This is a genomic window from Longimonas haloalkaliphila (assembly GCF_055379825.1).
Map to the genome: position 1 here is coordinate 302,054 of NZ_AP043948.1, position 15,605 is coordinate 317,658.

The 15,605-nt window shown below is 57.6% G+C and carries 10 protein-coding genes; 1 reads left to right on the plus strand and 9 read right to left on the minus strand.

Annotated elements, in window-relative coordinates; genetic code table 11:
* Nucleotides 1-40 precede the first annotated feature (40 nt).
* From ACZ48V_RS01180 to ACZ48V_RS01195, 4 genes are all read right to left on the minus strand, one after another.
* Nucleotides 41-1,225 (minus strand): sensor histidine kinase, encoded by a 1,185-nt coding sequence (locus tag ACZ48V_RS01180; RefSeq protein WP_464540831.1) that lies wholly within the window; start codon nt 1,223-1,225, stop codon nt 41-43.
* Between the two features lie 259 nt (nt 1,226-1,484).
* Nucleotides 1,485-1,955, minus strand: a complete 471-nt coding sequence (locus tag ACZ48V_RS01185) for a cupin domain-containing protein (RefSeq protein WP_464540832.1) — start codon at nt 1,953-1,955, stop codon at nt 1,485-1,487.
* Between the two features lie 143 nt (nt 1,956-2,098).
* Nucleotides 2,099-5,218, minus strand: a complete 3,120-nt coding sequence (locus ACZ48V_RS01190; RefSeq protein ID WP_464540834.1) for a PAS domain S-box protein — start codon at nt 5,216-5,218, stop codon at nt 2,099-2,101.
* Nucleotides 5,219-5,391: 173 nt separating this feature from the next.
* Nucleotides 5,392-6,747, minus strand: a complete 1,356-nt coding sequence (locus ACZ48V_RS01195; RefSeq protein WP_464540836.1) for an NAD(P)-dependent oxidoreductase — start codon at nt 6,745-6,747, stop codon at nt 5,392-5,394.
* A gap of 237 nt (nt 6,748-6,984) precedes the next feature.
* Here ACZ48V_RS01195 and metH point away from each other — a divergent pair, with 237 nt between their 5' ends.
* Complete coding sequence (gene metH / locus ACZ48V_RS01200) at nt 6,985-10,746, plus strand: methionine synthase (RefSeq protein WP_464540838.1); 3,762 nt, start codon at nt 6,985-6,987, stop codon at nt 10,744-10,746.
* A 112-nt stretch (nt 10,747-10,858) separates the two neighbouring features.
* Here metH and ACZ48V_RS01205 read toward each other — a convergent pair whose 3' ends face one another.
* The 5 genes from ACZ48V_RS01205 to ACZ48V_RS01225 all read right to left on the minus strand — a co-directional run bounded on the left by ACZ48V_RS01205 (nt 10,859) and on the right by ACZ48V_RS01225 (nt 15,535).
* Entirely contained in the window at nt 10,859-11,569 is a 711-nt protein-coding gene (locus ACZ48V_RS01205; RefSeq protein WP_464540840.1) for an energy transducer TonB, read from the minus strand.
* A 185-nt stretch (nt 11,570-11,754) separates the two neighbouring features.
* The gene (locus ACZ48V_RS01210; protein ID WP_464540842.1) at nt 11,755-12,549 is read right to left on the minus strand and encodes a L,D-transpeptidase family protein; all 795 of its coding nucleotides are present in this window, start codon (nt 12,547-12,549) and stop codon (nt 11,755-11,757) included.
* A 69-nt stretch (nt 12,550-12,618) separates the two neighbouring features.
* Nucleotides 12,619-13,389 (minus strand): HAD family hydrolase, encoded by a 771-nt coding sequence (locus ACZ48V_RS01215; RefSeq protein WP_464540844.1) that lies wholly within the window; start codon nt 13,387-13,389, stop codon nt 12,619-12,621.
* 30 nt (nt 13,390-13,419) lie between these two features.
* Nucleotides 13,420-14,262, minus strand: a complete 843-nt coding sequence (locus ACZ48V_RS01220; RefSeq protein ID WP_464540846.1) for an enoyl-ACP reductase FabI — start codon at nt 14,260-14,262, stop codon at nt 13,420-13,422.
* A gap of 448 nt (nt 14,263-14,710) precedes the next feature.
* Complete coding sequence (locus tag ACZ48V_RS01225) at nt 14,711-15,535, minus strand: inositol monophosphatase family protein (protein ID WP_464540848.1); 825 nt, start codon at nt 15,533-15,535, stop codon at nt 14,711-14,713.
* Between the last annotated feature and the right edge of the window lie 70 nt (nt 15,536-15,605).

Here is a 15,605-nt window from a genome sequence, read left to right on the forward strand (position 1 = left end):
ATCGCTGGCTTACACGGCATTCTCTGTAAGCTCGTCACGCTTATTCCAATGTGTATACCGACTCTGGATGCTCTCTACTTCTCTGGCTAACACCCTCGGATTGGGCCTCATACGGACAAGTGACACGTATGGTCGTGCCTATTCCATACATGCTCTCTATCTCAACAGACGCTCCGATCATATCGGCGCGCTCATGCAAACCGATGAGTCCGAGTTGCTCGCGTGCTCCATTTTTTTCTGTTCGCTGTTTGGAATGGGCCGTTGCGTCAAACCCCGTACCGTCATCTCGCACTACAAGATGAAGATGATTATCCTTGGTTTGAACCTGCAGGTCAATAGTAGTTGCCCCGGCATGCTGCACTGCATTAGACAGTGCCTCTTGTCCGATACGGTATAGCGCAAGGCGCTTGCTATCGGACAGACAGAGCATGTCTTCGCTTCCTTCAATACGGATAGCTGGATCAGCTCCTGCGGTCGCTGTTTCGGTGAGGCGGTGCGCATGTGCACGAAGCGCAGCCAGTAAACCAAAACGCTCCAGGCTAGCCGGATGCAGCCCCTCACTGATTGCACGCAGTTCGCGCACCGCATCCATGAGACTGCTTTCCATGTCGAGCGAAAACCCTTCACCCTGTTCTGTGTCTGAAGAGGCTCCATCGCCGCGTGCTCCAAGCTGAGTAGCCGCCATATGCAGATGCAGGCCGTGCAGCGTTTGAACAGGACCGTCGTGAATCTCGCGCGCAACGCGGCGACGCTCTCGCTCTTCGCCTTCCTGTAGAGCCTGATACCGCAAACGGAGCGCCTGCTCCTCGCGGCGGCTGCGGCGCAGTCGCACGCCAAGCCAGATGGAAAGACTCATCAAGATCAAAATGCCCCCTCCAAGCCCACCGAACAGCAACAAGTCATATTGCTGGATTAAGCTCAGATGCAGCGCCCGGTCTTCAATACCCAACCCGATCTCGCTGCGCGAGGGACGTTCTCCATATAGACGCTCTTCTACGCGTTCTCCTACAAGCTCAAAGAGAGAGACGGGCATTCGAATTGTCTGTAGCCCTTCATCCCCCCTCACGCTGAGCACCAGGGTGCTATCAGCATATAACTGGAAGCGATTCATTTGGTCGGTTGCCCGGTTGTACGCATACCCTTCACTAAGCAGGGAAGGCGCGTCTTCTGCATCTGCAACCCTTTCTTGCGCAATGGCTTCTTGACCAAGAAGTAGCGTCCCCATCCATAAAAGTATGTACGCAAGAACGACGATGCCACATCGCTTCCAAGCATGTTCGTAGGGTAGCGACCGGACTCCTACAGCGTCCAGAAAAACCGTGTAACTGTCTGTCTTCATTGTTTGCGGGCATCTCTAAGGCGAAGGGCCACTTTTATGCTTTTTGACGTGACTATGAAGCCCAGTGTTTTAAGCGATGCGAAACGTGGCGAAACGCAATGTCCAAGACGCCGAGTGGCTAACAGCTCTCCCCCCTCCGTCGCATTCATGTAGACTCGTTTGTCGTTACAACAAATACGATGAGCGGCTCTGTACCGGTATTGCGGACTGCATGCAGCGCCTCGCCCCGTACGCTTGTAACGCTTCCTGTATGAACAGGTATCGACCGAGGCTCGCCATCAGCCGAAGCCTTTTCCATGTATACTCCGCTTCCATGCATCACCACGTAAAGCTCCTCTTCGTTTCGATCACCGTGGGTATGAAACCCCACGCTATCGTCTGCACTTGGCAGCACCATGTACGCCGCAATGCGATTATTAACAAGCTCGTCGGGGCTAAATAGCTGCAAAAGGTACACGGTACCGGTGCCATCGTACATGTCTTCACGCTTGTCATAGCGCGAAACCCCTCGCGTATCTTCGCCAAGTGGATGCACCGTTGGATCGATATACGGCGCGACCATCTCGTCTACCATCGCTTTTTCTTCAGAAGTAAGGGCTTTGCGTTTTCTGCTCATGCGGACTATCTGACGTATATGAAAAATGCGTTTAAAGAGCCTGTCTTGATTTCTTAATCTGGGCTTTCCAGGAGTACTTTCTCCCACGGTCGGGGTGCCCCTGGTGCCGCAGAACCAGATATTCAAAAAGAGTGGAGAGAACTTTACGCTCCCTCTTCTGAAGCTTGGACGGGAAAAGACACACGCATACATGTACCTTGTCCTTTTTCGCTTTCAGCAGTGATCGTACCGCCCATCTGGTCAACCAGCTGCTTTACAATCGCCAGCCCGAGCCCGCTCCCCTCGTACGTACGCGAGAAGCCATCTGACTCTTGCTTGAATGCGATAAACATATCGTTTACCGCTTCAGGAGCGATACCAATTCCGGTATCTCTAACTTCTATGTAATGGCCATCGTGGTCCGCGTCTTCATTTCCTGTGCCGACCTGAACACTCACCTGCCCGTTCTCGGGCGTAAACTTGATCGCGTTATCTACCAGATTAGTGATAATGCGCTGCACTGCAATCGGGTCGACATGCGCTTGTACCGAATAGCCCGGCTCCACCAGTTGGAGTGCAACGTCGCTTCGGGTTGCTTTGGAATGCATAGTTTCAACGACCTCGGTAGCCAGTGCTCGAAGGTCAACGTCATCCACCGATAGCTGATAGGCACCGCCGCGGAGCTCCGACAGCTGCAACATCGACTCCAGCGTCTTGTGCAGCCGCTTGCTGCTTCGGTATATGATAGCCGCATGCTCGGCAGGAGCGCCCTCGGTCTCGTCGAGAAGGATCTCGGTGAAGCCAATCATGGACGTAAGTGGCGTGCGCACTTCGTGGCTCATGTTGGCAAGCATCGCTTCCTGCAGGCGTGCTGCCTTTTCGGCCTCTTTCTTGGCTGTACGCAACTCTTCCTCACGCCTGCGTTCATCCGTTATATCGTACTGCACCGATACCCAGTACTCCACTTCATTGCGGGCATTGCGCACCGGGGCAATATCCCAGCGAACGACGTAAGGCGTACCATCTTTGCGATAGTTCACCGTCTCGCCGCGAAACGGCTTTTCATTCTGGAGATGCGTGCGCAAGCGTTCAAGCACCGCCGAGTCAGTATCAGGGCCTTGTAGGATGCGGGGCGTTTTGCCCACAATCTCGTCGATCTCGTATCCCGTCATGGCCTCAAACGCTGGATTCGCGTATATGATACGCGGACCCGGGTTATCGATTGGGGCGGCTTCCGTGATCAGAACGGCTTCTGAAGCCTGCTCTACTGCAGCAGCCAGCATGCGGCGCTCTTTTTGTGCTTCCTTTTGCGCTGTAACATCGCGCTCCAGTCCAATAAGCCGCCACGTGCCTGCCTCGGTGTGCTCTACCTGGTGCACCTCGCCACGTATCCACCGCACGGCGCCTCGGTCAGGATGCGTGCGATAGGTAACGATCTGTGTTTTTGGATCTGCAGTCTTCAGGCGTGACAGAAAGGACCGAAGCGCCTCACGATCTTCTGGGTGCACAACTTTAGCCAGGAAGGTCTCCAGGCTCTTCACTTTCTCCCGTTCGATACCGAAGAGGCGCTCGAACGGCCCCATACGGACCACCGTCTCTTCAGAGAAGTCAACTTCGAACAGAACAGCGTCTGTTTTTTCCAGCGCCAGTTCCATGCGCTCGCGCATCGCTTCTCGCTCCTGCTCGCGTTGCTTACGCGTCGTGATATCGATTACGACCCCATTGTACACAATCTCTTTTCCGGTATTGGCCGTCTCAGCATCAGCAGGTATTGAAATGCCCTGTAGCCAGATACGCTCTCCCGTATGGGGGTGATCGTAGGGAAACACATGCTCCCATACATGGTGCTCCTCAACCGCTTGCCAGACAGATGCGATGAGCGTGTCGAGGTGCGGCGCTGGGATGCAAGACAGAAAATCCCCATACCGACTGGGGTTCGCCGGAATACCCAGAAGGCGCTCAGCACTGTTGCCTACGAATCGTATCTCCTGGTTGCCACTGTCATCTATGGCGAATTGAAACACGACCCCGGGGATGCTACTTGCAACGCCCCGAAGGCGCGACTCACGCTCACGTACCGTCTGGCGTGCCTTCTCCCGCTCTGTTACGTCGGTGAGAAACCCTTCGACCCGCTCTGCCCCAGAGATAGGGTCTCTCACCTTCACGCCGCGCTCCCAGAGCCACCTCACCTCCCCTTGTTTGGTCAGGATGCGAAACGTAAGGTCGTAATGCCCGTCGCGCCGAACGCCCGCGTCAACTGTTTTCTTCACATACGCGCGGTCGTCCGGGTGTACCAGCATGCCACCACCCATCTGATCAAGCAACTCAGAGGCAGTATACCCGGTAATTCCCTCGACGTCTCCTTTAATGAATTCGAGGGGCCACTCCTCCTCAAGGCGAGCACGGTACACAATACCCGGAAGGTTATCAACGAGCGTGTCAAGCTGGTGCCTGTACTCTTCAGCCTCTGTGATGTCTTGCGACATTGCCATCCCGTAAGTCCCATCTTCTCCAACAGGAACTACGTACAGCCGATGACGCCGATCTTGATACGTCACTTCAAATGATGACGTGTTGCCCTGAAGCGCGTCTCGATAGTGCTTCGCCAACACACTTGACAGCGGCTCTTCGAACAGATCCTGCACCCGGCGCCCTTCAACCATTTCTGGATCCAACCCGTGGTCCTGCAGTCCCTGTCCGCGTACCAGTTGGTAGCGCAAGTTGCTGTCAAAAAGGGCAACAAGGCCGTTGGGGAAATGCGAGGCAAGCACCCGATAGCGGGCCTCACTTTCTCGCAGCTCTTTCTCGCGTTGCAGCGCCTCTCGGCGCTGCTCCAGCCGGTCTACCACCATTCGAGCCAGCGTGCGAAGCTGCTGCACCTGCGAATCCGTAAAGACGCGTGGTTTAGTATCCAGCACACATAGCGTGCCAACACGATATCCCTCTGCGGTTTCGAGGGGCGCTCCCGCATAGAAACGAACATGGGGCGGCTCAGCTACCAGTGGGTTTGAAGCAAAGCGTTTGTCTTCTGCCGCATCCTGAATAATAAGCGGCGAGGCATCTTGGATGGTGTGTGCACAAAACGAGAGGGTGCGTTCTGTCTCTTGGATGTGAGTTCCAATGGCTGCCTTGGCCCACTGCCGCTCCGCATCAACAAAGTTGATCGCTGCAATCGGCACATCAAGCAAGTCCGCCGCGTGCTCTACGAAGCGATCGAACGCCTCTTCTGGAGGGGTGTCCAGAATACCATATGCATGAAGAGCTTCAACACGAGAGGAGGACATTGTGTATTACTGCGTTGGGGCTCATTAGTACGGAATCGCCTGCTCATCTGGGATACTACCCATGCACCTAAAGTAGGGGGGTGCGCACTTTCAGGCAAGTCTTTTCGTGCTCTACGTCCATCTCTATGTGCTCTATGTGCGATTGAGCACACAGCGCCTGTGGGTTCCTACTGTCACGCCTGGTCCCCATTCACTTTGAACTGCCGGATGGACCGGATGGCGTGCGGATCTCCTGATAGCTCGACGGCGCGCTCGACCAGGTCGTCGATTTGCACATCCGACAGCGGCTCGTTGAGCGCATTCACGTCGTAGGCGATACCGTATTCGGGGAAGTCGCAGTGATTTGAGTTGAGATTGCTCGCTCCGGCTTCATACACTGAGTCGTCGATGGCTTTCTTCGTGCCCCGCACGTCGCTGTGCACCACCGAGAGCGCCCAGTACGGCGGCTCTACGCGGGCGCCGATGGTCTCTTGCGGAGCAAACACGGTGTCGCGCACCGTAGCGTGTTCGTTGAACATCCGCGTGGTGGTGGCGATGCGCGACGCGATGCGAGGCTGCGCCTCTTGCGTGGCTGCGCCAATGTGCGGGGTGGTAACGACCTCTCCGACCTCTGCATAAGGGTTCTGCCACTCTTCGTTACTACTTCCCGGCTCTTCCGGAAAGACATCGATCGCAGCGGCACGCACATGGCCTTCTTTGATCGCGCGCTTCAGGTCGTTCGGGTCGTAGAGAAAGCCGCGCGCTGCGTTGATAAACCCGCGCGGGCTGTTCTCAGGGCGGTCGGCGGCCAATCGCTTGAAGTGGTTGTACGTGATAAGGCCCTGGTTGGAGCGGCCTTTTGGGTCTTCAGCCGACACGTGCAGCGTTACAAAATCGCCTTTAGCAAACGCCTCTTCAATGCTGTTGCAGGCCGTCCATCCCAGCGTTTCCCCCACCTCGCTGGCCACCTCTGAGGCGTCGTAGAAACAGATGTCCATACCAAAGTTGTCGGCAAGCTTGGCAATCTGTTTACCAATGCTACCGAGTCCGATAATCGATAGCGTTTTGCCCAGCAGCTCGTAGCGACGCGAGCTCGACTTCGTCCATAGATGCTGGCGTCCCGCTTCATTCGCGGTAAAAATACGTCGTGCAATACCAATCATCTCACCAAAGACCATCTCCACGACAGACCGCCCGTTGCTCACCGGGTCGTTCATGACGAGCACGCCCGCCTCGGCACACGCCTGCTTGTCGACCGTGTCATCGCCGATACAGCAAAGCATAATCGCCGCCAGGTTGGGCGATGCTGCAAGCACTTCTTCGGTGACGGGAAACTTGCTTCGCTTGTAGAGCAAGTCGTGCTGCCCCTCTTCAAGCCGGGCAATGACAGAATCGACATCCGACGTTTCTTCGTGGGGGACGCGCTCGGGCGTGATCCCCTGCTCCCGCAGGTAGTCGTCGAGCGAGGGATCGGGGTGCTCCAGAATAATTGCGCTCTGGAAACGATCGTTCAGAAAGCGAGGACGGACAAGCGTGGGAGATTCCTGCATGAGAAACCGGGGTTATATAGAGAACTCAGCGACCATATGATCAGCGTATTACACGTCCCGTTGAATGCATCTGATGGGGCAGAAAGGTCCGTATCCCCCTAAATACATCCTGAATACATCTTCCGATGTTGTGAAGTATTTTGTGGAAGCGGTTCCACTTCAAGTTGTCGCAACATCCCTGCTTTCAGATAGGTACGTTAGCCTGATATCCTCTCGTTCATGTACGCTCCCGCTCTTATGGCAACGACGTTTGAGACCCTCTGCACCCTGCTTACCCGGCGCATCCTGGTAATGGACGGCGCGATGGGCACGATGATCCAGCGCCACGATCTTACAGAAGATGACTTCCGCAACGCCCAGGTGGCCGATGTCGAAGCCGACCTGAAAGGCAACAACGATCTCCTCTCTCTCACGCGTCCGGATGTCATTCAAGACATCCACCGGCAGTACCTTGCAGCGGGCAGCGATATCATTGAGACGAACACCTTCAGCGCCACCGCCATTGCGCAGGAGGATTACTCGCTGCAGCATCTCGCGTACGAGCTGAACGTGGCCAGCGCCCGGTTGGCACGCGAGGCTGCCGACGATGCCTCAACCGCCGACAAGCCCCGGTTCGTAGCCGGCGCTATGGGGCCGACCAACAAGACGCTCTCGGTATCCCCCGACGTCAACGACCCCGGCTACCGTGCGGCGACCTTTGAGGAGCTGCAGACGGCCTACTACGAGCAAGCTCGCGGGCTTGTAGATGGCGGTGTGGATATTCTGCTTGTGGAAACGGTCTTCGATACGCTGAACTGCAAGGCGGCGCTCTACGCCATTCAGCGCCTCTTCGATGATCGCGACCAGCAGTGGCCCGTCATGATTTCGGGGACGATCACCGACATGAGCGGGCGTACGCTCTCGGGCCAAACGCCCGAAGCCTTCTACACGTCGGTCATGCACCAGCCGCAGCTTTTGAGCGTGGGACTCAACTGCGCGCTCGGCTCCAAGCAGATGCGTCCGTTTATCGAGGAGCTGGCCAATGCGGCTGAAACGTTCACGAGTCTCTATCCGAATGCGGGCTTGCCCAACGAGTTTGGCGGATACGACGAGACGCCTGAATTCATGGCCGAGCAGCTCGACAGCTATCTGAGCGAAGGCTGGCTCAACATCGTCGGCGGTTGCTGCGGCACCACGCCCGATCACATCGAGCAGTTTGTGGAGGTGGCGGCCCACCACGAGCCGCGCGAGCGTCCGGAGCCCTCGACTACGCTCCGCCTGAGTGGACTCGAACCGCTGGTCTTTCGCGACGACCTCAACTTTGTGAACATTGGCGAGCGCACTAACGTGATGGGCTCGCGTCGCTTCAAGCGCCTCATCAAGAACGATGACTACGAGACCGCCCTGAACGTGGCGCGCCAGCAGGTCGAAAACGGCGCGCAGATGGTCGACGTGAACATGGACGAGGGCATGATCGACGGCCCGGCCGCTATGAAGCGCTTCTTACAGCTTGTAGCCGCTGAACCCGACATCTCGCGCGTGCCTATCGTGATCGACTCCTCAAAGTGGGAGGTGCTCGAAACTGGACTACGCTGCGTGCAGGGCAAGCCGGTCGTAAACTCGATCTCGATGAAAGAGGGCGAAGAGGAGTTCTTAGAACACGCTCGCCTCTGCCGCCGCTACGGCGCCGCCGTTATCGTGATGGCCTTCGACGAAGACGGTCAGGCCGACACGTACGAACGCAAAATCGAGATCTGCGAGCGCGCCTACAACCTGCTCGTCGACGAAGTCGGCTTTCCTCCGCAGGACATCATCTTTGACCCGAATATCTTTGCCATCGCGACCGGCATCGAAGAACACGCCACCTACGGCATCGACTTTCTCGAAGCCACCGAGTGGATTAAGGAGAACTTGCCCCACGCCAAAGTCAGTGGCGGACTCTCCAACATCAGCTTCTCGTTTCGCGGCAACAACCGCGTCCGTGAGGCCATGCATACGATCTTCCTGTACCACGCGATCAAGCGCGGGATGGACATGGCGATCGTCAACGCGGGGCAGATCGAGGTGTACGACCAGATCGACGAGACCCTGCGTGAGCACATCGAAGACGTGCTCTTCAACCGCCGCAACGATGCCACCGAGCGCTTAGTGGACCTGGCTGAAGAAATTGCCGCGCAAGAAGACGATACCGAGCAGGAGGAAAAAACCGCTGAATGGCGCGAGGAGCCGGTCGAGCAGCGCATTGAGCACGCACTTGTAAAAGGCATTCTCGATCATATTGTAGACGATGCGGAGGAGGCACGCCAGAAATACGACGAATCGCTCGACGTGATCGAAGGCCCGCTCATGGACGGCATGGACGTGGTCGGCGATCTGTTTGGCGATGGCAAGATGTTCTTGCCACAGGTCGTGAAGAGCGCGCGCGTCATGAAAAAAGCCGTGGCCCACCTGCGTCCGTATATCGAAGAGGAACAGGCAGCTGAAGACGCCCGTCGCGAGGCTGCTGGGGAGGCTCCGCGCGAAGACACCGACAATCCGAAGGTGCTCCTGGCCACGGTAAAGGGCGATGTGCACGACATCGGCAAGAACATTGTCGGGGTAGTGCTGCAGTGTAACGGCTACGATGTGGTGGATCTGGGCGTGATGGTGCCGGCCCAGGAGATCCTTGCTAAGGCGCGCGAGCACGATGTGGACATCATCGGGCTGAGCGGACTCATCACGCCGTCGCTCGATGAGATGGTGCATGTGGCCGAAGAGATGGAGCGAGAGGGATTCGATATTCCGCTCCTGATTGGCGGCGCCACCACGTCCGAAATCCACACCGCTGTAAAGATCGCCGAGCACTATAGCGGTCCGGTTGTGCACGTACTGGATGCCTCACGCAGCGTGAACGTAACGGGCAACCTGGTGGCCGAGGACCTGCGCGACACGTTCCTGCGCGAAGTGGAGGAGCGCTATGAGACGCTCCGCGAGCGTCATAAGCGGGGCGGGCGGCGCAAGACGTATCTGCCTATCGACGAGGCGCGTGCCAACCGCTTCACCAGCAACTGGGACGAGGTGCCCATCACGAAACCAAACAAGCTCGGCACCACCGTCCTCCCCAAGGTACCCGTGAGTACCCTGCGCGACTACATTGACTGGACGCCCTTCTTCATCGCGTGGGACATCAGCGGCAAGTATCCGGCGATCTTCGACGATGAGGAGAAAGGCGAGGAAGCTCGCCGGCTCTATGAGGATGCCAATGCGATGCTTGACCGGCTCTCACGGCGCCGCTCGCTTACCTGCAATGGCATCATCGGGCTATATCCGGCTAACCGCGTAGGCGATGACATCGAGGTGTACACCAACGACACCCGCACGGAAGTGGCCACCGTGCTGCACGCACTGCGCCAGCAGACCGAGAAGCGCGGCGATATGCCCAATCGCGCACTCTCCGACTACGTAGCTCCCAAAGACAGCGGCGTCAACGACTATATCGGTGCCTTTGCTGTTACTGCCGGCATCGGCCTGGAGCACATCATCGAGGACTTCAAGACCGCGCAGGACGATTATAACGTCATCATGGCACAGGCGCTGGCAGACCGGCTGGCGGAGGCGTTTGCCGAGTTCCTGCACCAGCAGGTGCGCACCGACTACTGGGGGTATGCCCCCGACGAAGAGTTCGCCAACCAGGAGCTGGTTCGCGAGCAGTACCGCGGGATTCGTCCGGCGCCGGGCTACCCAGCGTGTCCCGACCACACCGAGAAGCCGCTTATCTGGGACCTGATGGGTGTGGAGAAGCACACCGATATCTCACTCACCGAGAACCTTGCGATGTACCCCAGTGCGTCGGTATGCGGCGTCTACTTTGCGCATCCGGAAGCGAGCTACTACAACGTGGGCACCTTCCAGCGCGACCAGATCGAAGACTACGCATCCCGCAAAAACATGAAGGTGGCCGAAATCGAGCAGTGGCTGGCCGACCGTCTCGCGTACGACCCGGCGGAGTACCAGGACAAGCGAGAGGCGGTAGCCGTATAGGAGCCTGTTTCGCCAATGAGCACAACAAAGCAGGGCGAGCTTCCAGATGGAGGCTCGCCCTGCGGTGGTTACGACCGTTGGAGGCAACGTTAAAGAGAATGAATGGCTGTCGCTACACCTGGAACGGCACGCTGAAGTGAATCCAGCCCTCGATATCTTCCCACTCCTCGTCTTCCGAGTAGCGGACCTGCGGCGAGGAGGCGCGCATCAACGCGGCCGACCGCATTGCAATCGCATCGAGCTGAGGATGAACGGACTCGACCACCTTTATGGCGACAGGCTCGCCGGAGCTATTTACACGCACCTGCAGTTCTACAGTACCGGTAACGCCTTCTTCGTAAAGATCACGCGGGTAGCTAATCGGCTCTTGCTCTTGTACCTGTGGACGCTGGTAGTAGCTGTCGAGCAGGTTACGAGCTTCCTGAACAGCTTCTTGCACCAGCTCTTCTACATCGCCGGTGCGGGGCTCTTCCCCGATTTCTTCGCGCGCATACTGTTCGAACAGATCATCAATGACCTGTGGATTGCTCTGATAGAAGTCGTTCAGGCCTTGCTTCACGCCGCGAATGAACTGCTCGCCGCTCACCTGATCGCCTTCAATGGCGAGGTCAGCTGCTTCTTCCTCGCTGAATACGCCCATGGCACGCAGGTCGCTTAGATCACGGAAGGCTTCTGCAGTATCGGCGTCGGCGGTCCACCAGCGGTCACCGTTTGTCTCCCATCCGTCTGGGGGAGCAGTAGGGTCGCTCTCGCCACAGGCTGTCAGCAAAAGCATAAGCGCCAGCAGAGAGGTCGAAATCGCATAAAAAGAAAGTCGGTGCATAAGCTCTTCAGGATAATGGCAAAGATTGTGCTGGATGGGGGCCGCACAGACACCTCATAGCAGTGCGCACGCCCGCATGGAGGATCGTCTTGTTGCGTATGGTGAAGCTCGTTTATGCGCATGAATCCAAGCGGGATCGGGGCAGTTCCGCCTCCGTCACATCGCGAGCCTGTTCGAGCCGGCCGCTACTCTATCAGCACCGGTGTGCCCACCTCCGCGTACTGCCAGATATGATCCATGTCGGTATTATGGAGCGCAACGCATCCGCGCGTCCAGTCTGTCGACGCGCCGGTGCCATCGCCATGGATCTCAATCCACCCGCCCAACTTCGTGGACATAGGCGGCATGCGGCGCTCGTCGTGCGCTTCTATGATCGACGCATATTCAGCTTCAGAGATAATGCCTTGCTGCAGGCCACGCTCGGCATCGTCGCGTCCCGGATAGTCAATGACCAGCGCTTTGTAGTACATGCTATTCGGATTGCGATTTACAACGTGAAACAGCCCTTCGGGAGTACGCCAGTGGTCGCTATCTTGCTGACTACCCCGGCGCTCTTTGTCGAGAAACACGTTGGGGCCAAAGTCGGCGTTGTAGGTTTTGATCAGATCCGGGCCGGCGTAGAGGCGCACACGGCGCTGGTCTTTGTCGACACGAATCCAGATATTCGAAAGCGCCTCCTCGCGCACGTATCCCTGCTCTCCATCTTCCAGCTGCACCTGGCACCAGTCACCGTTACATCCCAGCTCGTGCAGGGGCGTACGTACCGGCATGCGGCGTAGCGGCGCATTTTCATTTGCGTACCGGTAGAGCGTAGCCCCTCGATGCCCTGCTACGTAGTAGAGGTTGACGTCGGATATTTCTTCTTCGGCCACGGCCCGCTCCATTCGCTCTGAAGCGGGCTGTCCGTATACATCCACCCCGAATAGGATGCCGATACAGACAGTGATCCATGCGGTAAGGAGCGGGCGAACTACACACATAAGCGTTTCAGCGGTGGGGAACGGTTTGAGGACGGTACGAACCTGCTTGAGGACCTGCGGGCTTAACGCTCATACAGATTGTTTGTAGGAGGCTACGCACCACCGATACGCTTCCAGCGTACCGGCTGCAACGGCTTTCTCTGTTACGTAGTCAGCCTGATCCTTCACGACGTCGTGGGCATTGGCCGGAGCAAAGCCATAGGCTACTGCCTGAATCGCCTCGATATCGCCATCGGTGTCGCCGATAAACGCCATTTCGCTGAGGCTCACGTCCAGATGCTCGCCCAGCCACTGCAACCCGACCTCTTTCGTGATAGCAGGCGAAATCACGTCAATCGAGACGTCGGTCGTGCAAACCTTCAGATCGGGCAGATGCTTTTCGGCAAACGCGATCGTACGCGGTCGCACGGCTTTAATCTCGTCGGGATCGGGTGTTACGATGCCTGCCTGGGCACGCTTGCCATAATCGATCGATATTTTGGTACCAGGTACGGCCTCACGCGCAAACCAGTCGCGCATGGCGGCTACCTGCTCCTGTAGTTCAGGGGTAAACGCCGGATGCCAGGTTGTCTGTGCCGCGACCGGGTCGAACATCCCCGCGCCGCTCTCAAAGAGGACCGGCGTGGTAAGTCCCAGCACCTGTGCCATGGCTTCGACGTACGAATACGGGCGCCCAGAGCACAACGAAAGCACGGGAAGCGCCGTATCGGCACGGGCTTCCATAGACCCTGCTTTATGGGCGTAGGTGGCCAGCGTGTGCAGCGTGTCCAGGTCGTACGGCGTGTACGGGGCCGCGAGACAGCCGTCAATATCAGAAACAAACAGGCGGATGCGAGGCATACGGTTTCAAGCGAAGCAAGGCGTACTGAATTACGCGTCGTCGGCGTTTTCGAAGGCATCGCGCATCGCCTCCACCAGTTCATCGGAGATGCCCATGGTGCTAAAGCCGCCGTCGTGGTAGAGGGTCTGCATGGTGACCATGCGCGTGAGGTCGCTCAAGAGCGTAACTGTATAGTCGGCGCAGCTGGCGGCGTCGGCGTTGCCCATGGGCGACACGCGCTCGGCGAATTCGAACATGGCGTCGAAGCCTTCAATGCCTGAACCGGCTGTGGTGCGAGTCGGACTCTGCGACACGGCGTTGATGCGGATGTCGCGCTTGCCGAGGCGATAGCCGAAGGAGCGTACGATGCTTTCGAGCAGCGCCTTGGCATCGCCCATCTCGGAGTACTTCGAGAAGATGCGCTGTGCACCAATGTAGCTCATGGCTACGACCGATCCGCCATCGTTAAGCGCACCTGTTTCGAGCGCGTGGTGCACAATCCGGTGCAGGCTCACCGACGAAATGTCGAGCGTCTTCTGGTACCAGTTGTAGTTCAGGTCTTCGTAAGGATTGTCTTTGCGCACGTTCACGCCCATGCCGATAGAGTGGACGATGAAGTCGATGCCGCCATCATAGGTTTCGTTGAGCTCGTTGAAGAGCGACTCGAGATCCTCGTCGCTGGTCGCGTCGGCCCAGATGACGGGGCTATCGGTGGCATCAGCGAGTTCATCCATGCTGCCGAGGCGGCGTGCCACGGGCGCATTCGAGAGCGCAAACTTCGCGCCCTCGCGGTGGGCGGCCTCAGCCACATGCCAGGCGATGCTGTCTTCTGTCAGTGCGCCAAAAATGATGCCGGTTTTGCCTTCGAGGAGTCCATATCCAGAATCAGACATACAAATAGGGGTTGGAGGGAAAGTAGTGTGTAGAGAGCGCGCCTAACGATGCCGTAAGAACGCAAGGGGAGCGGTTAAGTAGGTCCACAAAAGAGTCTTCGAGTCTGTCACTGCGAGGCGCGCCAGCAACGCGTTGGTCGCAGGCTCCCTCCCCGCAATGACAAGGTGGGTAGTGGGTAGACGCTAAGTGATAAAGCTATCAGACACTGTAGGTTTGTCTTGTTCGAACCCTCTCCCTCTTATAACCTGTTTGGGTTTTGGTTTGCAGGCTCGTGTCGGGTTTCTCCCCCTTGTCCAAGGGGAGATGTCCACAGGATCACGCCTGCGGCGAAGCTCGGTAGACAGAGGGGGTTGAGCCGGATCCGATCATGTCAGCTATACGACAATCACTTACCATTGAACCGCTACCACAAGGTGTAAACGTATTTTTGCCGACTTACGTAAGTCGTTAAGCGTGGGTATCAATGAGCGGTGCGAGCGTGGGTTGCAGCGCCTCGTGCAGAATGCCATTTGTAGCCATAACCTGCCGACCGAAGACCGGTGTTAGGGCTCCGTTTCCTTCAAAATCGGTGAGCGTTCCTCCTGCCTCGCGCAGAATGAGCGCACCTGCGGCTACATCCCACGGACGCAAACCCGTTTCGTAGAAGGCGCCTACGTGTCCGGCTGCCACACGTACCAGGTCAATGGCTGCAGCCCCGTGGCGCCGCACGCCGCGTGTTGTCAGCAGCACGTCACGCAGCACCTGCAGGTACGTATCCATATGTTCGAAGCGCCGATACGGAAAGCCCGTTGCGACAAGCGCATCCGACAACTCAGCCGACGCGTTCACATGGATCGGCTCCCCGTTGCGGGTGGCGCCTTCATCTTTGGCAGCAGCGTAGAGCCAGTCATGTGCAACGTCGTACACCACGGCAGCCACGATCTCGGGGCCTTCCTGCAGCGCGATGCTCACCGCATACGGGGGCAACGCGTGCATAAAGTTCGTGGTGCCATCGATGGGGTCGATGATCCAGCGCCGCCCGTCATAATCGGGCGAGGCCGACTCAGCGTCGTCTTGCTCTTCAGCCAGAATGGCGTCGTCAGGAAACGCGTCGTTGAGCACCCGCACGACGGCATGCTGCGCGGCTGTGTCGGCTTCGGTCACGAAGTCGTTGGTGCCCTTCGCCTCTACTGACGGGTTGGCCCCAACATAGCGGCGAATAACGGCGCCCGCAGCACGCGCTGCCGCCTCAGCGACCGAACGTGCATGTCGATGCGAAGCAGAGGTATCCATAACGTAGTGTGTACAACCAGTTGAAACAAATACCCGCCTTCCGAAACTTTTCAGCGGGTGCGGGTGTGGG